Source organism: Streptomyces sp. NBC_01320 (genome assembly GCF_035974375.1).
Taxonomy (GTDB): domain Bacteria; phylum Actinomycetota; class Actinomycetes; order Streptomycetales; family Streptomycetaceae; genus Streptomyces; species Streptomyces yanii.
Genome location: NZ_CP108390.1, coordinates 11,609,393 through 11,630,428 on the forward strand (window position 1 = coordinate 11,609,393; position 21,036 = coordinate 11,630,428).

Annotated in this window: 20 protein-coding genes and 3 pseudogenes; 12 read left to right on the forward strand and 11 right to left on the reverse strand. The window is 68.4% G+C overall.

The window, feature by feature from the left end; genetic code table 11:
- Positions 1-30: 30 nt before the first annotated feature.
- The 4 genes from OG395_RS53675 to tnpA (OG395_RS53690) form a co-directional block, all read right to left on the reverse strand.
- Positions 31-1,809: a S8 family serine peptidase gene (locus OG395_RS53675; protein ID WP_327241274.1), complete on the reverse strand. Its 1,779-nt coding sequence runs from the start codon at positions 1,807-1,809 to the stop codon at positions 31-33.
- A gap of 206 nt (positions 1,810-2,015) precedes the next feature.
- Entirely contained in the window at positions 2,016-2,579 is a 564-nt protein-coding gene (locus OG395_RS53680; protein ID WP_327241273.1) for a hypothetical protein, read from the reverse strand.
- A gap of 541 nt (positions 2,580-3,120) precedes the next feature.
- Positions 3,121-3,360: a hypothetical protein gene (locus OG395_RS53685; protein WP_327241272.1), complete on the reverse strand. Its 240-nt coding sequence runs from the start codon at positions 3,358-3,360 to the stop codon at positions 3,121-3,123.
- A gap of 128 nt (positions 3,361-3,488) precedes the next feature.
- On the reverse strand, positions 3,489-3,917 hold the full coding sequence (gene tnpA / locus OG395_RS53690) for an IS200/IS605 family transposase (protein ID WP_327241271.1): 429 nt from the start codon (positions 3,915-3,917) through the stop codon (positions 3,489-3,491).
- 50 nt (positions 3,918-3,967) lie between these two features.
- On the opposite strand from tnpA (OG395_RS53690), the gene OG395_RS53695 reads away from it, so the two are divergent.
- From OG395_RS53695 to OG395_RS53705, 3 genes are all read left to right on the forward strand, one after another.
- Complete coding sequence (locus OG395_RS53695) at positions 3,968-5,167, forward strand: RNA-guided endonuclease InsQ/TnpB family protein (protein ID WP_327249203.1); 1,200 nt, start codon at positions 3,968-3,970, stop codon at positions 5,165-5,167.
- Between the two features lie 545 nt (positions 5,168-5,712).
- Positions 5,713-6,279: a reverse transcriptase domain-containing protein gene (locus OG395_RS53700; protein ID WP_327249204.1), complete on the forward strand. Its 567-nt coding sequence runs from the start codon at positions 5,713-5,715 to the stop codon at positions 6,277-6,279.
- Between the two features lie 2 nt (positions 6,280-6,281).
- Positions 6,282-7,052, forward strand: coding sequence for a reverse transcriptase domain-containing protein (locus OG395_RS53705; protein ID WP_327249205.1), 771 nt, complete (start codon positions 6,282-6,284; stop codon positions 7,050-7,052).
- Positions 7,053-7,054: 2 nt separating this feature from the next.
- On the opposite strand, the gene OG395_RS53710 is transcribed toward OG395_RS53705, so the two are convergent.
- Positions 7,055-7,360, reverse strand: coding sequence for a hypothetical protein (locus OG395_RS53710; protein WP_327249206.1), 306 nt, complete (start codon positions 7,358-7,360; stop codon positions 7,055-7,057).
- A gap of 654 nt (positions 7,361-8,014) precedes the next feature.
- On the opposite strand from OG395_RS53710, the pseudogene OG395_RS53715 reads away from it, so the two are divergent.
- Positions 8,015-8,119 (forward strand): annotated as a pseudogene (locus OG395_RS53715) (restriction endonuclease); the annotation flags it as partial.
- 93 nt (positions 8,120-8,212) lie between these two features.
- Here the strand turns inward: OG395_RS53715 and OG395_RS53720 are convergent.
- The 3 genes and pseudogenes from OG395_RS53720 to OG395_RS53730 all read right to left on the reverse strand — a co-directional run.
- Positions 8,213-10,498 (reverse strand): SpoIIE family protein phosphatase, encoded by a 2,286-nt coding sequence (locus OG395_RS53720; RefSeq protein ID WP_327241269.1) that lies wholly within the window; start codon positions 10,496-10,498, stop codon positions 8,213-8,215.
- A gap of 121 nt (positions 10,499-10,619) precedes the next feature.
- Complete coding sequence (locus tag OG395_RS53725; RefSeq protein ID WP_327241268.1) at positions 10,620-10,847, reverse strand: hypothetical protein; 228 nt, start codon at positions 10,845-10,847, stop codon at positions 10,620-10,622.
- 82 nt (positions 10,848-10,929) lie between these two features.
- Positions 10,930-11,307: pseudogene (locus OG395_RS53730) on the reverse strand (transposase); the annotation flags it as partial.
- Positions 11,308-11,317: 10 nt separating this feature from the next.
- Between OG395_RS53730 and OG395_RS53735 the strand changes: the two are divergent.
- Complete coding sequence (locus OG395_RS53735; RefSeq protein WP_327241267.1) at positions 11,318-11,659, forward strand: DUF2306 domain-containing protein; 342 nt, start codon at positions 11,318-11,320, stop codon at positions 11,657-11,659.
- Positions 11,660-11,695: 36 nt separating this feature from the next.
- Here OG395_RS53735 and OG395_RS58915 read toward each other — a convergent pair whose 3' ends face one another.
- Entirely contained in the window at positions 11,696-12,193 is a 498-nt protein-coding gene (locus OG395_RS58915) for a flavin reductase (protein WP_442818495.1), read from the reverse strand.
- Positions 12,190-14,058, reverse strand: a complete 1,869-nt coding sequence (locus OG395_RS53740) for a hypothetical protein (RefSeq protein ID WP_327241266.1) — start codon at positions 14,056-14,058, stop codon at positions 12,190-12,192. Before OG395_RS53740 ends, OG395_RS58915 begins: the two co-directional genes overlap by 4 nt.
- 484 nt (positions 14,059-14,542) lie before the next feature.
- Here OG395_RS53740 and OG395_RS53745 point away from each other — a divergent pair, with 484 nt between their 5' ends.
- Positions 14,543-14,938, forward strand: a complete 396-nt coding sequence (locus tag OG395_RS53745; protein ID WP_327241265.1) for a peptidoglycan-binding domain-containing protein — start codon at positions 14,543-14,545, stop codon at positions 14,936-14,938.
- An 868-nt stretch (positions 14,939-15,806) separates the two neighbouring features.
- On the opposite strand, the gene tnpA (OG395_RS53750) is transcribed toward OG395_RS53745, so the two are convergent.
- Positions 15,807-16,235 (reverse strand): IS200/IS605 family transposase, encoded by a 429-nt coding sequence (gene tnpA / locus OG395_RS53750; RefSeq protein WP_327241177.1) that lies wholly within the window; start codon positions 16,233-16,235, stop codon positions 15,807-15,809.
- Between the two features lie 50 nt (positions 16,236-16,285).
- On the opposite strand from tnpA (OG395_RS53750), the pseudogene OG395_RS53755 reads away from it, so the two are divergent.
- From OG395_RS53755 to OG395_RS53780, 6 genes and pseudogenes are all read left to right on the forward strand, one after another.
- Positions 16,286-16,639 (forward strand): annotated as a pseudogene (locus OG395_RS53755) (RNA-guided endonuclease TnpB family protein); the annotation flags it as partial.
- 102 nt (positions 16,640-16,741) lie between these two features.
- The gene (locus OG395_RS53760; RefSeq protein WP_327241264.1) at positions 16,742-17,008 is read left to right on the forward strand and encodes a hypothetical protein; all 267 of its coding nucleotides are present in this window, start codon (positions 16,742-16,744) and stop codon (positions 17,006-17,008) included.
- A gap of 59 nt (positions 17,009-17,067) precedes the next feature.
- Positions 17,068-17,241, forward strand: coding sequence for a hypothetical protein (locus tag OG395_RS53765; RefSeq protein WP_327241263.1), 174 nt, complete (start codon positions 17,068-17,070; stop codon positions 17,239-17,241).
- A gap of 274 nt (positions 17,242-17,515) precedes the next feature.
- Positions 17,516-18,640 carry a PP2C family protein-serine/threonine phosphatase gene (locus OG395_RS53770; protein ID WP_327241262.1) on the forward strand — a complete coding sequence of 375 codons (1,125 nt, stop codon included), beginning with the start codon at positions 17,516-17,518 and terminating at the stop codon, positions 18,638-18,640.
- Positions 18,641-18,642: 2 nt separating this feature from the next.
- On the forward strand, positions 18,643-18,873 hold the full coding sequence (locus OG395_RS53775; RefSeq protein ID WP_327241261.1) for a hypothetical protein: 231 nt from the start codon (positions 18,643-18,645) through the stop codon (positions 18,871-18,873).
- A 444-nt stretch (positions 18,874-19,317) separates the two neighbouring features.
- Positions 19,318-21,033, forward strand: coding sequence for an IS1182 family transposase (locus OG395_RS53780; RefSeq protein WP_327241260.1), 1,716 nt, complete (start codon positions 19,318-19,320; stop codon positions 21,031-21,033).
- Positions 21,034-21,036 lie beyond the last annotated feature (3 nt).

Genomic DNA, 21,036 nt, shown 5'->3' on the forward strand with positions numbered 1-21,036 from the left:
GGGGGCGGAGTCTGTGACGGCGTCGTGCCGTCAGCCTCGCTGGTGCGCCGCCGCGTATCCCTCGGCCCGGTAGTCCTGTTGCCAACTGGCGGGGATACCGAGGGCGGTGGGGGCGTCGGCGATCCCGGCCCCCAGGCGGGGGTCGGCGCCGGGCAGGGGCTGGCAGGCGGTGCGCAGCAGCAGGTACAGCAGGTCGGCGCGGGCCGCGGTGCGGGGCGCCGCCTGGGTGCGCAGGTGGTCGTGGTGGGCCAGCAGCAGCGCCGCCAGGCCGGTGACGTGCGCGGCGGCGATCGCCGTGCCGTCGACGGCGGCATAGCCGTCGCCGAGCGCGGTGGTAATGACTGCCGCGCCGGGCGCGACCAGGTCCACGCCGGGGCCGGTGGGGGTGAACGGTGCCGGGTAGGGGCCGGGCCACGGCGGCTGCGCCGCGGTGAGCGGGCTGCTCACGGGATAGGTGCCGGTGTGCGCGATTGCCCCCACCGCCAGGACCCCCGGCAGCGCGGCCGGGTGGGTGAGAGGCCCGGCGGTGTCCCCGGCCGGGGCGATGACGCTGATGCCGGCGGCGCGCGCGTCGGCGAGTTTCCAGGCGGCCAGCTGGGATGGTAGGGGGTAGGCGAGGCTGATCTGGGCGATGTCGATGTCGTGGGTGATGCAGTAGTCGACCGCCTCGAGCAGGTCGCTGAGGTGCCCGCCGGGGAACAGTTTCAGGGCATGCACCTCGGCCTCCGCCGCGATCCCGGCGATGCCGGCGTTGTTGTCCGCCGCGGCGACGATGCCAGCACACCAGGTGCCGTGCCCGGTCACATCGAGGCCCCAGGTGCCGTTTCCGGCGCCGGTGAAGTCGTGACCGTGCTGAATGGTGCTCTTGAGGTCCGGGTGGGCGGTGTTCACCCCCGAATCGAGCAGAGCGATCTTAATTCCGTCGCCGCGGTAGGTCGGCGGGATCTGGTTGAGCCGCATCGCCTGGCTGCCCCAGCCGGTGAGCGCCTTGCCGGGGAAGCCCTCGAAGGTGTCCGCCAGGGCCTGCACCGTAACTACCGCCTCCCCGTTGCCCGCGGGTTGGGGGGTGCCGGTGCGGCCTGGCCAGTAGCCGGCCACCGGGCGGATGTAGAGGGCCTGCAGGGTGTCTGGGGTGTCCGCGGCCAGGGTCAGCGTCAGCCGCCCGTCCGGGCCGGTGATGCCGTGCACGGGGCCGCCGGTGCCGATCGCCCACACATGCGCCCCGGCCACCGCATCCCCGTCACCGCCCACCACTCGCAGCGTGAACTGTTCGGGCTCCTCCAGCGTGACCGCCAGCATGGGGTCGATCACCGGCACCGGGCCCACACCCACGGAGGGGATGGGGGTGTAGGACAGCGGCTGGTCGATCTCCACGACCACCTGCGGGTTCCCGGCCAGGGCGCGGGCCCGCTCTTGGGGCATCTTCACCACCGCGACCGGGGGGCAGGCCGGATGCGGCTCCGCGATCGCCCCCAACCCGCGCGACCGCGACGGGCGCACCTGCGCCACCGGTTCCACATCGGGGTCTTCCTCCAGCAGCTTGAACAGCGCCGAGGCCTCGATCGGCGGCACCCCACCGCCCAGCAGCCCCAGGGGTCGGGGCGCGACCAGGTAGCGGCCCCACCCCGCCCGCACACCCCGACCAGGCACACCGGCCTCCGGCCGCTCGCGGCGTTCCCCGCCCGTGCCGCCCGGCCCGCCTGCGGCCGGCGGCTGCTGTTCGGCCTCGCCCACCGCGCCCTGCGCACGCGAGCTCTTCCCGCCCTTGCCGTTGCCCGGCTTCACACCGTTGCCGCCCTGCTCACTCATTCAGCTAACCGCCATCTCAACGTAAAGCGTCGTCGTACGCCCCGGATCTTCAGTGGCCGGCCGGGAAGCGGGCGTTCATGAGCTCCCCGGCCAGCGTCCCGCCGTGCCTGAGGCCCTCGCGTGCCACGTCCCGGCGGGGTATCCGGCCGGGCAGGCCCGCTCCCCCACAGGGAGAAAAGGGAACGGGTGCTGCCCGACCGGGGTGCTCACATGCCCATAGGCGACAGCTGCCCGTACTGCGGCTGCTGCCCGAACATCCCCTGGCCCGGGAACTGTCCGAGCTGGCCCTGCGGCTGCATGCCTGGGAACTGGCCGAACTGCTGCTGGCCGTAACCACCGCCCGACGGCTGCTGGCCCTGCTGGCTCTGCTGGCTCTGCTGCACCAGCGTCAGGATCGCGATAGGCAGCGCCTGCTGCACGGCCTGTTCCACAGCGCTGCGCACGCCCTGGTGCAGGGTGTGGTGCAGCGCGACAGCCAGGTACGGGTGCGCCTGGTGGGCCAAGCCCTGCTGCTGCAGCTGCTGCTGGACCTGCTGGATCTGCTGCAGCGACTGCTGCAGGCGCTGCGCCACCTGCTGGCTCGCCTGCTGGCACGCCTGTTGGATCGACTGCTGGACCACCTGCGCGATCTGCTGCTGGCCGATCTGGCCCCAGGGCTGCTGTTGGCCGTACTGCGGCTGCGTGATCGGGGGCTGGCCGAACAGCTGCTGCTGGTTGTGCGGCTGCTGGGTCTGCGGCTGGCTGATCTGCTGGGGGGTGTAGACGGACATGCGGGACTCCTCCTTGAGCCTTGCGGTTTCGAAAGCACAGACGAGCGGCACGCCAAGAAAGCCAGCCTGCCGCCACCGAGCAGCAAAGCACCAACCGACCAAGAACACATTCCGGGACATACCGCCAAGCGATGGAGCCGCGTAACGGACGCGTTGACGATGCCCACGGCCGCAGCACCCGCCCTGCTCCACGTGATCGTCCAGGCAGGCTGCAACACCAGTTCCCCACTTCCCGGTCGGGCGGCGCCGCGGTGACGCTGACTGGATGCGACAGGTAAGTGATCGTGCCCTGGGTGGTCGATGCCGCTGCGGCCCGGCAGATGCTGCAGGCCCGACTGCTGCGCCGCCCAGACTGCCGGGGTGTCCTGCACCCCTGAGCGACGGGACTCGCTCCTACACAGGGCGCCGACCAGGCCGCGATCGCCCGCGACCTCGACGTCCCGGCACGCACGGTTCGGGACTGGCTACGCGCCGCCCGGCGCGGTGCCACCGGCCTGGTCGCGCCCGCGGCCCAGGCCGCAACGCTCCTGGGCACGTCGGTCTACGACCATCGCAGCACCGGCAGCCGGCTCGGGACCGAACTGGCATCGAGTAGCGCGGAGAGGACGGGGCGGCCTTGCGTAGTGCCGGCCGTCCCGGGGCATGCATGGTCGAAAGCTGCAAAGATCGTGGCCTGTTCGACACGGCGTTGCGTCATCGAGCTCAGGGTTGCCGCCAGGCAGGCCGCCGATTCCGACAACAGTTGCCACTCGGCTTCCTCGGCACCTCGGTTGTCGCTCATCAGTCGTCGTCCATCCGTCTTCTTCGGAGGGAATCCCCGTCTTCAGGCGGGGAGGGAATCCGATCCTGAACCCTGCGGCGCGGAGCGCCGCAGTTTCGCTCCGCAGTGCCTCGCCCGCGGAGCCGCGCTCAGTCGGGCCGCTTCTGGTTCTCGATGTAGTCCTTCACCACCTGGAGTGGTGCGCCGCCGCATGATCCGGCGAAGTAGGAGCCGGACCAGAAGCGGCCGTGCATGGTTGCGCGGTTGATGCGGTCGGGGAACTCGGCGCGCAGGTACCGTGAGCTGACGCCCTTGAGGCTGTTGACCAGGCTGGAGAGGGCGACTTTCGGGGGGTAGTGCACGAGCAGGTGCACGTGGCCTTCTTCGCCGTTGAACTCGATCAGGTCGGTCCCGAAGTCGGTACAGACGTTCCGCATGATCTCCTCGCAGCGCGTCAGCATCTCGTCATTGAAGACGTTGCACCGATATTTGGTGACGAACACCAAGTGTGCGTGAAGGTTGTAGACTACGTGACGGCCGCGCCGCACATCGGGGTTGGGTTCCCAGCGTGGTGACATGCGCCAAGTCTAGTGCGGTCGATGGAATCGACGCGGAGGAGGTGGGCTGGATGATCCGTGCGTACAAGTTCCTCATGCGGCCCACCGCCCGGCAGGAACAAGCGCTCGGTGAGATGCTCCGCGATCACTGTTCCCTCTATAACGGGGCATTGCAGGAACGTCGTGACGCCTACCGGCATGTCTCGAAGACGACGGTCCGGTACGGGCAGCAGTCCGTGCAGCTCAAGGAGATCCGGGCATGCGACCCGGAGCGTCAGGGCCGCTGGTCGTTCTCCTCGCAGCAGGCCACCCTGCGCCGGCTGGACAAGGCGTTTGCCGCGTTCTTCCGGCGCATCAAGGCCGGGGACAAGCCGGGCTGTCCGCGCTTTAGGGGGATCGGCCGCTTCGACACGGTGGAGTTCCCCAGGGACGGTGACGGCTGCCGTTGGGATGCCACCGCGCATGACCCGGTCACCCGCGTCCGCTTTCAGGGGGTCGGGCACGTCAAGGTGCACCGGCATCGGCCGGTGGTCGGCCATGTCAAGACGGTCTCGGTCAAGCGTGAGGGCAAGCGCTGGTATGTGGTCCTGACCGCTGAGCGGGCCCGGCCCGAGCCGCTGCCCGCGACCGGCAGCGTGGTCGGCATCGACCTGGGCATTGCCAACTTCCTCGCCGGCTCGAACGGCGAGTTCGTGCCCAACCCGCGTCACGGGCGAAAGGCCGCAGCGAAGCTCGAAGCAGCTCAGCAGGCACTGAGCAGGTGCAAGCGCGGAAGCAAGCGCCGCCGCAAGGCGGTAGAGGCTGTGGCACGTCTGCACCGCAAGGTGCGGTGCCAGCGCCTCGACCACGCCCACAAGACCGCCCTCGGCCTCGTGCGGGAACACGACTTCATCGCGCACGAAGACCTTAAGATCCGCAACATGAGCAAGGCCCCCGAACCGAAGCCCGACCCCGACCAGCCGGGCCGCTTCCTGCCCAACGGGGCCGCGGCCAAGGCCGGACTGAACCGCTCGATATCGGATGCCGGATGGGGGGTGTTCCTCGCGATCCTGAATGCAAAGGCTGAGAGTGCCGGGCGGGAAGTGATCGCCGTGGACCCCCGCAACACCTCCCGGCGATGCCCCGAATGTGGGCACACCGCCAAGGAGAACCGGCCCACACAGGAGAAGTTCCACTGCGTCTCGTGCGGCCACAGCGCGCACGCGGACACAGTCGGTGCTCTCAACGTTCTACGGGCCGGGCTGGTCCGTCGCGAAGCCCAACCGGCATAGCGAGAAGCCACCCCGTTCACGGGGTGGAGGAGTCAGTACGCCCGACATGGGCAGCAGCTAAAGGGTGAAAGTCCCGATGAGAAGAGGTGAGACTAACTCGCTAGCCGAACGGCAAGGGCGTCATCGCGAGGTGGGGTCCGAAGGAAGCCGGAGGCAAAACCGGGTACCGATGTACAAGAACCGCATTTGAGGCTAGGCGTCTTGGGCAAGGTGGCTGACTGCATCGAAGCCCGTTCTCACCAAGAAAGACGCAGAGTATATGCGGCGGCGATCCGGGGAAAGTTGCTGTTCTTATTCGGGGAGGTCTGCCCGGGTGTCACCTGTAACGGTGTGTCGGCCGGGATTGTGACGACCGATGCCAGCAATGGCACTGGTTTGCCGGACAGAAGTCAGCAGAGGTCATAGTACCGAGACGGGAAGGCAGTAGGCCGACAAGGACTCGGGAAGGGCCGAACGTTTAGCGGATTGGAAGAAGGGTGTCTGCTCGCGCAGGTCACGATGACCGCCGTAAATCTGCCCCGGCAGACCCTGGGGTGACGGGGTCGGTGCATACGACCGCCCAGCCCAAGGGGCGCAGTGACCAGCCGGCGCTACACGCGGACAACAATCACCGCGAGGTCTCCCTCTGGGAGACGGTGTTCTCGAAGGAGAACCTTCTCGCGGCGCTCAGGCGCGTCGAAGCAAACCGGGGTGCCCCCGGCGTTGATGGGATGACGACGGATGAACTCCGGCCATGGATCGCCCAGAACTGGCCCAAGGTATGGGCTGAGCTCGATGCGGGGACATATAAGCCCGCTCCTGTCCGTCGGGTGACCATCCCTAAGCCGAATGGTGGGGAGCGGATGCTAGGTGTCCCACGGGTGCTGGATCGCTTGATCCAGCAGGCAATTGCGCAGGCCCTCGTGCCCGTCTTCGATCCCCACTTCTCTGGGGCGTCGTTCGGGTTCCGACCAGGGCGTTCGGCCCACCAAGCCGTAAGGGTTGGTCGCCGGGCCGTCCAGGACAGAAACCGTTGGGCCGTGGACCTGGACCTCGACAAGTTCTTCGACCGAATGAATCACGATGCGCTTATGGCGCGGGTGGCTCGCCGGGTGAGGAACAGAAGGTCCTGAAGTTGATTCGGCGGTACCTGGAAGCCGGGATTATGAGCGACGGCGTGATGGTGAGGAACGAGGAAGGGACCCCGCAGGGTTCCCCTTTGTCCCCGTTGCTGTCGAACATCATGCTGGACGACCTTGACCGCGAACTCTTCAAACGCGGACACCGGTTCGTGAGGTACGCGGACGATGTGATGATTTTCGTCCGGTCCGAGCGAGCGGCGCAGCGGACCCTCGCCTCGGTCACGGCCTTCATTGAGAAGACCTTGAAACTGAGGGTGAATCGTGAGAAGTCGAAGGCGTGCCCCATCTGGTGGACGTCACTCCTGGGATTCGGGTACTACCTCGCCAAAGGGCAGGTGAAGATCCGGGTGGACCGGAAGGCCGTGAGACGGCTAAAGTCCACCGTTCGGCGAGTCACCTCCCGGACGTGGGGCGTATCGATGGCCCACAGGATGGACAAACTCAACCGTTTCTCGGTCGGCTGGGTGGCCTACTTCAGTCTCTCCGACAGCCTTCGGGTTTTCGAGGAGATTGATCACTGGACCCGCCGCAGGCTACGGCAGGCCCAGTGGGTGCAGTGGAAGACCAGTCAGCGCAAGAACTCCATGCTCCAGAAGCTCGGTTACGAATTTGGAGACCAGGAGCAAGGCGTTGCAGTGCAACGCAAGCGATACTGGCGGGCCTCCCACCTGAAACCACTGGAAATCGCTATGAATAAAGCCTATTGGGATGCGCAGGGCTACAAGTCGTTCAAGGGCTCGTGGTCCCGCCTGAAGCTCGCCTGAGATCAGCTGGACGAACCGCCGGATGCGGGCCCGCATGTCCGGTGGTGTGGGGGGCGGGCCGGGCAAACCGGCCCGCCTACCCGATCCTCGCTGTAGGTCTCCTGCTGTGCCTCTTCGCCGGCATGGGGTGTGCTGTCGGGATCGCGCGGTTTCACCAGCAGCCGCGCGGCGAAGACGCGGCGGGTGGCACGGTCCTCGTCCGGCATCGTCTCGCTTGCGAAGCGGTCGGTGACGTGCAGGTGCCGTATCCCGGTGCGCTGGTCGGCGTCGTTGCGCAGCCGGATGCATAGGGGGAACGTGGCCAGCACCCGGCCGCACGCCGAGCCGTGTCCCGGCTGAACGAACTCGGCTACCGCGTCACCCTTGACCCGATGGAGGCCGCTGGATGACCGAGCGCGACCAAAGCCCGGCGGAGACGACTCCGACCGGGCCGACACCCCTGCCCGAGACAGCACCCACCTACAGTTATTTACGCGTCAGAGTCCCACAGGATGCCAAACGCCACCCCGAATGTTCGTCCGGCTCTCCGGAGCAGCCCAGGTGGTCCTGAAGGCCGGACAGGCTCTCGCGAGTTCGCTGAATGTCGACCGCCCTGCCTACCGCGGCCTGACACAAGGACCGCCGCCCGGCCCCTCCACGGCCACACACACCCTCAGCCAGACACCGACTGGTCAAGTTGACAACGCCCACGCCGCCGATCACCGATCCGGATCAGATCGCCCGCCTCGACATACGACGACGCGACCGCCTCGGCCACACCCTCCACGAGTACCAGCATGCGGCCTGAACTGGACAGGTGAGGTTTTCGGCAGGCGCAGGACCCTGGTGGTTAATTACTCAGCGTATCCAGGCACCGAAGGCGTCGAAGCGAGCGCACCCGCATTGCCGACAAACCAGACAGGATTCGGGACCCCACGACCCGCTGCTGTGACGCTGCGCCAATTAACCACCAGGATCGCGCAGCCGTCCAGGTCGGCGGCGCCGGAGACAACGGCGCCGACGTCAAGGCCACCGACCCCTACGGCCGACGCTGGCCGGAAGCCCGGCGAGAAGGTCTCCGGGCGGCCGACCGGCGGCCAACCGTGCGAAGGGCGTGCATGCATGGGCGGTGGCCAAGAGCGTTGCCGGGCGCATGCCGATGACCGCTCGGCCGCTGTCATTCAGGCGCTGAGTGCGTCGCCGCCGGCGACGACGCCCAGGCGGATCGGAACCTCGGTCCAGATCGTCTTTCCCTCGCGCGTATAGCGGGTTCCCCACTGGTCGGTGAGCTGGGCGACCAGGAACAGCCCGCGGCCGCCCTCCTCGTCCAGGCGTGCACGTTGAAGGTGCGGGGAGGTGTGGCTGCCGTCCGATACCTCGCAGATCAGCGCGCGGTCCTGGTCGCGCAGGAGTCGCAGATGCAGCGGCGGACTACCGTACCGGATCGCGTTGGTGACAAGCTCGCTGACGATCAGTTCGACGACGAAGCTCACGGCGCTGAGGTCCCAGCGGGCCAGCTGGACCATTGCGGACGCGCGCGCTCTGGCCACTTGGGCCGGGTCCGGGTCGATTCGCCAGCTTGCCATGTTGTCGTCGGCCAGGGAATGGACCCGGACCAGAAGGAGCGCGACGTCGTCCTGCGCGTCAGCCGGGATCTTGGACTCGACGATCCGGTCTCGCACATCGGCCGGGGAGAGCTCCGGGTACCGGGACAGGATCCGGCACAGGCCGGCCACTCCGGCGTCGAAATCGTGTTGTGTGTCCGCCACCAGTCCGTCGGTGAACAGGGCAAGCATGCTGTTCTCGGCGATGTCGAACTCTGCGCATTCGAACGGCAGGCCGCCGATGCCCAGCGGGGGGCCGACCGGGATGTCGAGTGGTATGGCGGGCTCGTCGGGTGCGGCGAGGACGGGGGGCAAATGGCCGGCGCTGGCCACACTGCATCGTCTTGAGACGGGGTCGTACACGGCGTACAGGCATCTGGCGCACACTGCCTGGTCCGCACTGCTCTCTCCGGCTGGGTGGATTCCCATGCCTGCCTGCCCGACCAGGTCGTCGAGGCGGGTGAGGAGCTCGTCGGGTGCGAGGTCGAGAGCGGCCAGGGCTCGTACGGTGGTCCGCAGCCGCCCCATCGTCACCGCGGCGTGCAGTCCGTGACCCACCACGTCTCCCACGGCGAGCCCGACGCGGGCGCCGGACAGAGGGATCACGTCGTACCAGTCGCCGCCGACGCCTGTGGGACCTGCGGTGGGGGCGTAGTAGTGGGCGGTTTCCACGGCGGTCGGCTCTGGCAGCTCCTGCGGGAGCAGACTGTGTTGCAGCAGCAGGGCGGCTGCGTGCTCGTGGGCGTAGCGCCGTGCATTGTCGAGGCACACAGCGGTGTGGGCGACCAGTTCCTCGGCCAGGGCGCGGTCGGCGTCGTTGAAGGGGGCCCTGGGGGGACTGCGCAGCAGGGTGACCAGGCCGAGCGTTGCACCTCCGGCCTTGAGGGGCAGGACGAGTTGCTGGTCGCCGGCGGGGAGGTTCACGAGCGGGGGTGTTGCCGCTGCCTGGCCTGGGGTGTTCCCTTGGGTGACCCGGCGCAGTTGCTGTGAGGCGTGCCAGGGGGCGGGCTCCTCGCCAGTGAGCACGGGCTCCGCCAGGTCGACCCATGCTGCGTCCGCGAAGTCGGGGACGACGACGGCGACGAGTTCTTCGGATGTCCGGGTCACGTCCAGCGTTCCTCCGATGCTGCTGGAGCGACTCAGCAGAGTCAGGCGCCGCTGGGTCTCGTAGCGCTCGGTGATGGTGAACGCCGATTCGCAGACGCCCAGGCAGTGGCCTTCGGCGTCCTGCAGGCGGAAGTAAGAGCAGGACCAGACTCTTTGATGGGTGGGGCCGGCCGGTGTGGGGCTTCGGTAGTGCAGGTCAACGACGGGCTCGCCAGTGCGGAAGACCTGCTCGATCACCGATTCGAGCCGGCGGCCCCACAGCTCCGGGGAGATGATCTCGCCTTCCGGCAAGATGTCCTGGATGTACCGGCCAACCCATTCGTGGAGAGCGAGCCCGGTCTGGCCCTCCAAGGCGTTGTTGACCCAGTTCACGCGGCTGTCCGGGCCGTACACGGTCAGTGCGATCGGTGCCTGGGTGAACAGCCCGGCCAGTATGGCCTGGTCGGTGGCCCATCGCTCCATCTGGTCGGCGGCGATGGAGATGATGGCCCAGGCGGCGTTGGCCCCCTTGGGTCCCAGCTGCAATACGTACAGCACCGTGCGTACGAGGCTGCCGCCGCGTCCCCGCATCGTCCGTGTCTCGCCCCAGGACTCGGCTGGGGAGTCCGGGTCGAAGAGCGGGCGTCCGTCGATGGGGACGAAGAACTTGCGGGCCGGCTTTCCAAGGGCGTCGTCGGCGGTGTGCCCGTAGAGCTTCTCGGCCGCGGTGTTCCAGCCGATGACGATGCCCCGCTGATCCAGCACGGCGGTGGCCATGGTCGCCAGGCTGAATGGAGTGCCAAGGAGCAGCTCTCGTGCACTGGGCGTCGTCATGGAGGGCCTCGCAGCGAGCAGAGATCGCTACTCCACAGGCTACTCGGCATGGGTGTGGGCGCGATCAAGGAAGCGTGACCGGGCCGTCGGGGTCGTCGTCCAGGCCGACGAAGGCGAGGTCCGCGCGGGCGCCGAGGCCGGCTTCGCGGAGGTGGGCGGTGATCTTGTTGCGGCGGGCCGTGGCGATCTCGATGGAGCGCCCGGGTCTGGCGGCCGAGATCCGGATCAGGTTCCCGTGCCCGTCGGCGAGCGTGAGGCTTATGTTCGCCAGAACAGGTCGGCCGGTTCTCATCCCCAGCGCGTCTGCGGACCCGGGCGCCGTCGAGGAGCACCACGGCGCACCACACCCCCGGGGGGTGCCCCTATGGGTTTGGTCAAGGTGATGGGGCAGGTTGGGGTTCGTAGAAGGTGCCGTCGCGGAGCATCGCGAAGAGGACGTCCGCTCGTCGGCGGGCGAGGCAGAGGAGTGCTTGGGTGTGGTGCTTGCCCTGGCTGATCTTCTTGTCGTAGTAGGCCCTCGATCGTGGGTCGGCGAGGGTGGCGAACGCGGAGAGGAAGAAGGCTCGTTTGAGCTGCTTGTTTCCTCTTCGGGAAGGTTGTTCGCCGCGGATCGACGACCCCGAACTACGAGTCGTCGGGGCGAGGCCGGCGTAAGCGGCGAGGTGGGCGGCGGACGGGAACGAACTGCCGTCGCCGACGTCGATGAGGATCCTGGCTCCGGTCCTGACGCCGATCCCCGGCATGGACGTCAGGGGCATTTCCGTGCAGGTTGCGTTCTATCTGTTGTCCGCCGCCTGGCTGTACACCCTCTTCCAGGGTTTCCGCGCCATCCGGCAAGGTCAGATCCAGCTCCACCGGATCTGGCTGATCCGCAACTACTCGCTGAGCTTCGCCGCGGTCGCGCTCCGCGCCTTCATCGGTCTCGGCGTGGCTCTGCAGGGCCCGTTCCCCTCGCTGACCTTCGACGACATCTACACCACGAGCGTGTGGGCATCGATCCTCGTGTGCGCGGTCGTCGCCGAGTACGTCATCATCCACAGGACACTCGCGCCGCTGGTGCGCAAGCGGTCGAGCAAGCCGCGCACACCCACGTACGACTCCTGATCACTTCGTCGTGGGTGAGGATGTCTAGTGGCGAAATCATCGCTCTGGGGGAGTGTGCGCCCCGGCGGGGCGTGCGTCGTCAGGTACGTAAGAGGAAAGCATGATTGAGACGGATGCTTCTCTCTGGCCCGATGTATTGAGTGGACGGCGGATGTGTGCACGCGATGTGCACTTCGTCCTCGCTCGGGACGCTGCGCAGCAGACCAGGGCGGCCAGGGTGCCTTCGATGCGGAGGGTGCCGTGAGTGGTGGCGTGCCAGCCCATGTCGCGGAACTTGTCCTCGTTGCGACTGCCGACCGCTGCGCACACCTCCTGCTGGTCCGTGGCGAGGATGCTGACGCCGAAGGCCTGTGTGTGGGGGCGATCCGGGACCAGCTCGTGGCGCCCTCGCTCGGCAGGCTGCGCAGCGCGACCAGGCCCGTGGCAGCATCGGCGGAGTCGATCACGACCGTGCCGTCGGCCGGCGCGGCTCGGGCAGCGGTCGGCCTCCCCCTGCCCGGGCGTACCGTGCCGCTGCGCCCGGGCGGCACTCACCCGAGGAACGACAGCAGTACGGTCAGAGCCAACAGCACAGCGAGGACGGGACCCAGTGGCAGGCCGTGGTTGCGCGGTGGACTCTGCTCGATGGGGCGCAGCTCCGGACGGGTGTGCAGCGCGTTGATCTCGTCGGCCATCCGGTTGTACGGCGGGCGCAGTCCCAGTCGGCGTTCCGCCCCGGGCCAGCCGATGCCGGGCAGCTCCCAGGTGTCCTGGTCGCGCACTCGGATCTCGACCGTGCCCTCACGGGTGTAGGCGGCCCCCCGCAGCCGTTCCCACGGCACATGCCGCACCTTCCAGGCTCCGGTCAGCCACAGCCCCGCGCTGTCCGCGGTGACCCGCCAGTTGAGCAGGGTGGCCGCCAGGTTGAGCAGCATGAACAGTGCGAAGAAGCCGAGGACGTGCCAGCCGAACCCGTCCGCCAGCAGCGTGTCGGTGACGAACTCGGCCCCCACCACTGCGCACGCCGTGAAGGCCAGCCCGCCGGCCCTGGCCGCCTTGCCAGGTCCCCAGCGCATCGGCCGGCCGGTGGGTGTCAGGGTCGCGGCCACCTCTGCCACACGGTCGTCCGGCAGCGGCTTGGCGCCGGCGGGTTCCTCGATCGCGTCGAGGTTCGGGGCGTGCGCCAGGGGGCCAGGGCCCCTCCTGGGCAACCGGACCGGCCCCCTGGTGCGCGTCACCACCGGGTTCCCATCACCGTCGGCCGTGAGGAAGACCAGCTCGCCACCTCCGCACGGGGCGCCGAACATGACCGCCTCGTGTAGCCGCGTGTCGAAGACCGGGGCGTCCTCGCCCTCCCAGCCCTCCTCGTCGTACTCCCCCTCATCGGGCTGGTCCTCGTCGGGCAGCACCTGCACGAGGAGACAGCTGAAGAGGGGGGTGCTGCCAGAGGCGTCGTCGGCGGCGTAGACCCAGGTCCGTCCGTTGAGATCGACGCGCCCCAGCACCCGCAGAGCCGGCACCGGTCCCCGCCGCAGCGCCGCACTGCGGCGGCGTGCCAGGACACCCGTCGTGAGCAGCGAGATGCCCGGCAGCCCTGCGGCCAGCGCCAGCAGTTGCCAGCCGAAAGCGTCGTACGGCTCGGCGGCCAGGCGCCGCCACCGTCCGTCCTCCAGCACCGTCACCGTGGTCCCGACGGCGTAGTCCTCGGGGAACGCCGCGTCGACGGTGATGCGCCGCGCGTCGTCGGTGCGGACACGGACCGACACGTCGTTCCGGCTGATCACCTCGGCCGCGATGCGCTCCGCCCCAGCGGCATGGCGCTCGTCCTCGCGCACACCGCTCAGGCCCAGGCAGATCGCGCCGGCGGCCACGACGCACAGCATGGCACCGGCTGTGAAGGGGATCGTCCCCCGCCACAGCGGGCCGACGGGCTCGGGCAACCGGTGCCGTATCCCGGCGGCGGCCCGCTCCACGAGTCGCCGCTGCTCACGCCGGGCGGCCGACCGCGCCCAGGCCGCGGCCCAGCCGAGCGCGAGGACCGCGATCACCGCCATGTTCGCGGCTCGGGACACCTCTCCGGGGGCGGGGAACTGCTCCCACGCCACGAGGACCGCCAGGACCGGCGCGGTGACGAGGGTGAGTTCGGGAAGCCGGGCGAGCCAGTACAGCAGGCCCACGGCCAGGCCCGCCTGCACCATGCCGGCCCAGTCCGGACCGCACGGAACCGCATCACTGCACACCGGTTCCGGATCCGCGCCGATCGCCACGACCAGTGGGACGAGCAGTGCCAGGACGGACCACAACGGCCTCGTCCACGGCGCCAGGCCGGCCTTCCGCCACGCCGCGGCGTCGACGGACTGCCAGTTGGGAATGTCTGCGGGGACGGACCCCGACGGTATCGGAACCGGGCTCTCGGACACCCGAGGATTATGCGGTAGGCCATCGCACCTGTGCCCACCGGCCCTCACCAGCAGGACCGGGCCCCCCGACGGCGACCGGAACGGTCCCGGACGCGTCGGCCGGGTTCACTCCGTGTGGACTTCCTCTCCCGCGACCGGAGTGAGCACCGAACAGGTGCCGGCCACGTCCGTGTCCGGTGCGAGGCGCTGGAGATGGCCCTGGCTGAGGCCGTCGAGGGCGAGCGCGCGGATCGGGCTGGCCGCTGCCTTCTCGGTGCTGAGTCGCGCCCATCCTCAGTGGCGGTTTGTTGAAGGCCGGGGCTGCTCTGTCGTGCAAGGTGCAAGTCGTCAATTCCGTTTGTGTAAAGGGGAATTGGAGATGTCGGATCTCTTGACCGTGAGGTCAGGGGGACGCCAGGCTCACCGGAGCCGACCGGTGTGGTCGGCTACTCATGCGCGGGAGCGTTCTTGCTACCGCCTGGAACCACTGGAGGCCAGTTTGCGCATGAAGCTGAGAACGCTGACGGTCAGTGCAGCTGTGGCGGCCGGTAGTCTGCTGGGCGTTGTCCCGTCGGGGCCGGCCGTCGCGGCGACGCCGACCTGCGACTGGGTGGCGTCCTACGCCGGAGCCTGGGTTCCCATGTACAAGGCGACCAACACGGTCACCTGCAATTTGGTGCAGGGAACCCACAGCGCGGCCGTGCGGCAGCTTCAGCACTCCATGAACCTCTGTTACGGCGAGAAGCTGGCTGAGGACAGCGACTTCGGACCGTCGACGCGCGCGGCGCTGATCAGGACGCAGCAGAAGGCCGGCACCCCGGCCGACGGCGAGTATGGACCCAACACTCGCAAGGCCATGCTCCACGAGAAGGTCGGCGGAGGCTGCACCCGCGTTCCGTAATGCCATCAGCAGCCAGTTCTCAGGGCAGACCCTGCACTGACGGGGCTCCGTAGAGGCCCCGTGCCGCCGGCTGCCACCAAGGCCCCGGGAATCTGCCGTGACATCCCGGGGCCTTGGTGCGTACTGCGTGCGGCTGCTGACAGACACCGCGCGGTGAGAGTTTTCGCCGACTGAAGCGCTGCGCCGGGTTCAGTCGGTCCTGTGCGTCGTTTGTCCGGTCCAGGTGTCCGCGAACGTTCCCGCCCGCCCTCTGGCCTTTGCAGATCAGTTGGCTGCCGGTCGGTATGGCGGCGCTTCACCACCCTGTTGCGGCTATGCCGCCCAGTCGTATCCGAGGGCGGCGAGGACCGCGAGCTGCTCTTCACTGAGCCGGGCACGCCGACTTTTTTGGTTACTCAGAAAGACGCCCAGGCGTACGGAGTTGCCGTCCGGGAGCTCTTCGATGCGATCTCTCGGTTTGGCGTCAGTGGTGGTGAGAGTCAGTGGTCAAGGTCGTGGTTGTGGGGTTTTGTTGCTGGTCAGTGGGTGGTTGATGGTGGGTTCTTGACTGACGTGAGGTGAGAGGTTGGGGGTCGGTTTTGCTGTCATGAGGCGTTATCTCATGGCCCGTTTGTGCTGGTCAGGAGGGCGTGGTCGGCAGCGCTGAGTTCGGACGCTGTGGTTGCGGATGGACTGTCTGCTGCCCTCGGGGCGGCTGGAGTAGCGGGGGAGTGTCGGCCGGGGCGACGACGCTGCCTCCTGGGCTGGCCTCCATCCGTCTTCTTCGGAGGGAATCCCCGTCTTCAGGCGGGGAGGGAATCCGATCCTGAACCCTGCGGCGCGGAGCGCCGCAGTTTCGCTCCGCAGTGCCTCGCCCGCGGAGCCGCGCTCAGTCGGGCCGCTTCTGGTTCTCGATGTAGTCCTTCACCATCTGGAGTGGTGCGCCGCCGCATGATCCGGCGAAGTAGGAGCCGGACCAGAAGCGGCCGTGCATGGTTGCGCGGTTGATGCGGTCGGGGAACTCGGCGCGCAGGTAGCGTGAGCTGACGCCCTTGAGGCTGTTGACCAGGCTGGAGAGGGCGACTTTCGGGGGGTAGTGCACGAGCAGGTGCACGTGGCCTTCTTCGCCGTTGAACTCGATCAGGTCGGTCCCGAAGTCGGTACAGACGTTCCGCATGATCTCCTCGCAGCGCGTCAGCATCTCGTCATTGAAGACGTTGCACCGATATTTGGTGACGAACACCAAGTGTGCGTGAAGGTTGTAGACTACGTGACGGCCGCGCCGCACATCGGGGTTGGGTTCCCAGCGTGGTGACATGCGCCAAGTCTAGTGCGGTCGATGGAATCGACGCGGAGGAGGTGGGCTGGATGATCCGTGCGTACAAGTTCCTCATGCGGCCCACCGCCCGGCAGGAACAAGCGCTCGGTGAGATGCTCCGCGATCACGGTTCCCTCTATAACGGGGCATTGCAGGAACGCCATAACGGGGCATTGCAGGAACGCCGTGACGCCTACCGGCATGTCTCGAAGACGACGGTCCGGTACGGGCAGCAGTCCGTGCAGCTCAAGGAGATCCGGGCATGCGACCCGGAGCGTCAGGGCCGCTGGTCGTTCTCCTCGCAGCAGGCCACCCTGCGCCGGCTGGACAAGGCGTTCGCCGCGTTCTTCCGGCGCATCAAGGCCGGGGACAAGCCGGGCTGTCCGCGCTTTAGGGGGATCGGCCGCTTGAAGCTTCCCCTTGATCACGGACACCTGGAGACTGGGACCTGAGGTTCCAGAGGAAGTAGAGCCAGGTGGGAAGCAACTACTCGAAGCGGTACTCCGATGAGTACAAGCGCGATGCGCGACGGCCTGGATACCGCGATCGCCGTCACGGACGAGGACAGCTCTGGTGCGGCTGGTGACCTCGCTGCCCTCGGCGTGTCCTCCGGTCCCTGCGGCGCCGCATCCCTGGCCGGGATCCGCGCCGCGCTCACCGACGACCGCGCCGACGAGCGCCGCACGACCCTGGGCCTCGGCCCCGCCTCGATACTCGTGCTGCTCGGCACCGAAGGCACCGCCGCCAGCCCCCACTCCACCACCGATCACTGAATGACCCAGGCCTGCGGGACACTGTTCGCCAGGGTCGGAGCCGCCTCCACGCCGTCCGCGTGCTGGACCGTGAGGAGCGGGCAGAACACTTCCTCGGTGACCGTCGGGTCGTCGTACGGGAGATCTGCAGGAGAAGGACCACACGCCAGTGGCTGTGCTCCTCGCCGGGCGGGGCGGCGATGTCCGCCGCCAGTTGTCGCTTCGCCGACGAGGAGGCGACGAGGGAGTCGTAACGCGCCACATGGTCCAGGTTGTTCAGCGGGCCGAAGTCGCGGCCCGTCAGCCGATCACCCCGCGCTTCTGTGACTCGAGCACTCGTGTGCTGATCGCGGATTACATGGAAGCGGTGGAACGTGAGCGGTCCTGGCCGGCACCTTCGGCAGCGCGGACTGGCTGTGGGACACCCCCGACGAACTGCGGTAGCTGCGACGGTCACGGCCAAAACCGCTCCGGGCAGGACCAGGGACCGACTTGCGGGGCCACTCTGATAGGTACAAATTCAGGCATATGGGCATATCGTGGCGGGTTTCGTTCCGCCAACATTCCTGGCGGGCCAGTGACGCCCTGCTGGCGATCCCGCTCGCTCTGATCGCAGCCATCGTGCTTGTCGACGCAACGACCGGGCCCGACGTGGCGCTGGGCCCCCTACTGATCGTGGCTCCCGCGCTCACCGCCTCTTTCGCCGGCCCCCTCGTAACCGCCGTGGTCGGAGCCATCGCCGTGGCGGCCCTGTTCGGCGTCGGCGTAGGGCTCCGCATCCTGACCACGGAGAGCGTCGGTACGCAGATCGTCGCCGTGGTGGTGGTCTCGGTGATTGTGACGGTGTTCCGGTGGCTGCGGGATCGGTACGGTCGTGAGCTGGCGCAGGTGCGCACGGTCTCGGAGGCCACGCAGCGAGCGGTGCTCAGACCGCTGCCGCGGCAGATCGGGCCACTGCGGGTGGCCTCGGTGTACCTCGCGGCGGAGGAGCAGGCGCAGATCGGCGGCGATCTCTACGCGGCCACCCGCACCTCGGCCGGCACCAGGCTGATCATCGGGGATGCGCGGGGCAAGGGCCTGACCGCGATCGGAGATGCCGCGCTGCTGCTGGGTGCATTCCGGGCGGCCGCACACCGGCAATCGTCCCTGCCCGACCTCATGGCCTACCTGGAGAACAGCGTGTGCTGGAGCATGGTCGAACCCACCGAGTCGGAGCAGGAAGGGGAGTGCTTCATCACCGCCGCAATCATCGACATCCCCGATGCAGGCGAGAAGGCGGAGATGATCAGCTGCGGGCACCCGCCCCCCTTGCTACTACGCGACGGACAGGCCACCGCACTCAACCCCACCCGCCCCGCGCCGCCACTTGGCCTGGGCGAGCTGACCACACCCCAGTACCAGGTGGACACCTTCACCCTGGAGCCCGCAGACCTGCTGCTGCTCTACACCGACGGCGTGATAGAAGCCCGGGACCCCGGCAAAGTCTTCTACCCACTGACCGAACGTGCCGCCTCCCAGGCACACGACAGCCCCCAGGCCCTAATCCACCACCTGCGCGCCGACCTTCTGACTCATGTGGGCGGGCACCTGGACGACGACGCCGCCATGGTCTGCATCCAGCGCACCCCGGGGCCCGGATCTGGGTCGTCGTAGTCGTGGCCCAGGACCCGGCCGCGCACCCTCAGCACAGCGCCAGGGTGGACCTCACCGAGCCCGAGTACTACGAGGCGCTGAAGAGCCAACTCCGGATCTTCAGCGCCGGTCCGGCTATGTTCTATGCGTTCAGCAGCTTCCTCGTCCTCGCCTCCGCGTCAGCGACCGCCGCCCGCGCCTGGACCGCTCCGGAGCGTTCGTCCGGCTCTCCGGAGCAGCCCAGGTGGTCCTGAAGGCCGGACAGGCTCTCGCGAGTTCGCTGAATGTCGACCGCCCTGCCTACCGCGGCCTGACACAAGGACCGCCGCCCGGCCCCTCCACGGCCACACACACCCTCAGCCAGACACCGACTGGTCAAGTTGACAACGCCCACGCCGCCGATCACGGATCCGGATCAGATCGCCCGCCTCGACATACGACGGCGCGACCGCCTCGGCCACACCCTCCACGAGTACCAGCATGCGGCCTGAACTGGACGGATGAGGTTTTCGGCAGGCGCAAGGATCTTGGTGGTTAATTCCAACTGCTCGGCACTGAAGTCGAGTTGGCAGGGATCGAGATGGCTGGCGGAGTCGGTCGTGGGCGTGCCTGTGCGCCAGGGGTGGCAGCGCGACGAGGAGGCAGTGGATCATGAGCGCTGGTGATCACTCGTGGGTCTTCTCGGATCGGAGCGTGTCGTGTCGGTGCAGCCCCAGCCTTGGCCTGAACCGGATCCGCAGATCGCGGCGGCGGTCCGGGCGATGTACTCGGGCAGGCGGGAGGCCCCGCTGGCGGTGCAGGTCCGCGACCGGCTGGGCGAGCTGTTCCCGGATGCTGCCTTCGCCGACGGGTTCGGGCGGGCGGGCAAGCCGGGCTGGTCGCCAGGCCGGCTCGCGCTGGTCACGGTGCTGCAGAAGGCCGCGAACCTGACCGACCGGCAGGCCGCGGACGAGGTCCGCGAGAACCTGTCCTGGAAGTACGCGCTGGGTCTGGCTCTGGAGGATCCGGGCTTCGACCACAGTGTGCTGTCGGAGTTCCGCTCCCGGGTGGTCGCCCACGGGTTGGAGGAGCGGGTGCTGGACCTTCTGCTGGAGCGGCTGCGCGAGCTGGGACTGGTGGCGGCGGGCGGCAACCAGCGCACCGACTCCACGCACATCGTGGCCGCGGTGCGGGACCTGAACCGGCTCGAGCTGGTCGGCGAGAGCGTGCGCGCGGCCCTGAACGCCCTGGCTGCGGCTTGCCCCGACTGGGTTGACCAGGCGCTGGTCGTGGAGGACTGGAGCCGCCGCTACGCGGACCGGATCGACACCTGGCGTCTGCCCTCCTCCAAGACCAAGCAGGACGAACTCGCCCTGCACTACGCCAAGGACGGCTACACCCTGCTGGAGGCCCTCTACGCCCCGGTGTCCCCGGCATGGCTGCGCGAACTGCCCGCGGTGCAGACCCTGCGGATTGCGCTGGTGCAGAACTACACCCGCACCCCGGGTAGGGGCGGTAGGCTGCGGATCCGGCGCCGCGAGCGCGACGAGGACGGGGGTGACGGGCTGCCGCCCGGCCCGATACGCCTGGCCTCCCCGTATGACACCGACGCCCGCTGGTCAGCCAAGCGGGACATGTTCTGGAACGGATTCAAGCTGCACGTGTCGGAGACCTGCCACCCACAGGCCGACGGCGACCGTCCCGCCCGGCCGAACATCATCACGAACGTGGCCACCACCGCCTCCACCCTCCCGGACACCAAGGCCCTGGAGCCGATCCACCAGGCCCTGGAGCGCCGTCGGCTGCTGCCCGCACGGCACTACCTCGACTCCGGCTACCCCAGTGCCGAACTGATCGTGGGCTCCGCCAAGGCCTACGGCGTCGCCTTGATCACCCCGGTCCTGCTCGACACCTCCCGCCAAGCCAAAGCCCAACAAGGCTTCGCAGCTACCGACTTCATCATCGACTGGGACAACCAGCAGGCCGTCTGCCCGGCCGGGAAGACCAGCACCACCTGGAACGATGTCATCCAAGAAGGCGTGGCCAAGACCGTCGTATCCTTCGCCGCCCTGGACTGCATCCCCTGCCCCTCCAAGGACCAGTGCACCAGCGCCCGCAGCAACCGCCGCCGGCTCAGCCTCCAACCCCGCGAACTCACCGAGGCCATCCAAGCTGCCCGCGCCCACCAACAGACCGACGACTTCAACCGCGACTACGCCCTGCGCGCAGGCGTCGAGGGCACCATCCGCCAAGCCACCCACACCACCGGCCTACGCCGCGCCCGCTACCGCGGCCTGGCGAAGACCCACCTCGACCACACAACCAGCGCCACAGCCCTCAACCTCATCCGCGTCGTCGCCTGGTGGAACGGCCACCCCCTCGACCGCGCCAACCACAGCCACCTCGCCCGACTCCAACTCTCCCTCGCTGCATGACAG

What these genes read in the sequence shown, in the direction of transcription:
- OG395_RS53720 (WP_327241269.1), bottom strand. Translation starts at nt 10,498, where the DNA reads ATGGCCACCGCCGTGCTGGATCAGCGGGGCATCGTCATCGGCTGGAAC.
- tnpA (WP_327241177.1), bottom strand. Translation starts at nt 16,235, where the DNA reads ATGTCACCACGCTGGGAACCCAACCCCGATGTGCGGCGCGGCCGTCAC.
- OG395_RS53695 (WP_327249203.1), top strand. Translation starts at nt 3,968, where the DNA reads ATGATCCGTGCGTACAAGTTCCTCATGCGGCCCACCGCCCGGCAGGAA.
- OG395_RS53760 (WP_327241264.1), top strand. Translation starts at nt 16,742, where the DNA reads ATGAGTACAAGCGCGATGCGCGACGGCCTGGATACCGCGATCGCCGTC.
- OG395_RS53770 (WP_327241262.1), top strand. Translation starts at nt 17,516, where the DNA reads ATGGGCATATCGTGGCGGGTTTCGTTCCGCCAACATTCCTGGCGGGCC.
- OG395_RS53745 (WP_327241265.1), top strand. Translation starts at nt 14,543, where the DNA reads ATGAAGCTGAGAACGCTGACGGTCAGTGCAGCTGTGGCGGCCGGTAGT.
- OG395_RS53685 (WP_327241272.1), bottom strand. Translation starts at nt 3,360, where the DNA reads ATGAGCGACAACCGAGGTGCCGAGGAAGCCGAGTGGCAACTGTTGTCG.
- tnpA (WP_327241271.1), bottom strand. Translation starts at nt 3,917, where the DNA reads ATGTCACCACGCTGGGAACCCAACCCCGATGTGCGGCGCGGCCGTCAC.
- OG395_RS53725 (WP_327241268.1), bottom strand. Translation starts at nt 10,847, where the DNA reads ATGAGAACCGGCCGACCTGTTCTGGCGAACATAAGCCTCACGCTCGCC.
- OG395_RS53680 (WP_327241273.1), bottom strand. Translation starts at nt 2,579, where the DNA reads ATGTCCGTCTACACCCCCCAGCAGATCAGCCAGCCGCAGACCCAGCAG.
- OG395_RS53675 (WP_327241274.1), bottom strand. Translation starts at nt 1,809, where the DNA reads ATGAGTGAGCAGGGCGGCAACGGTGTGAAGCCGGGCAACGGCAAGGGC.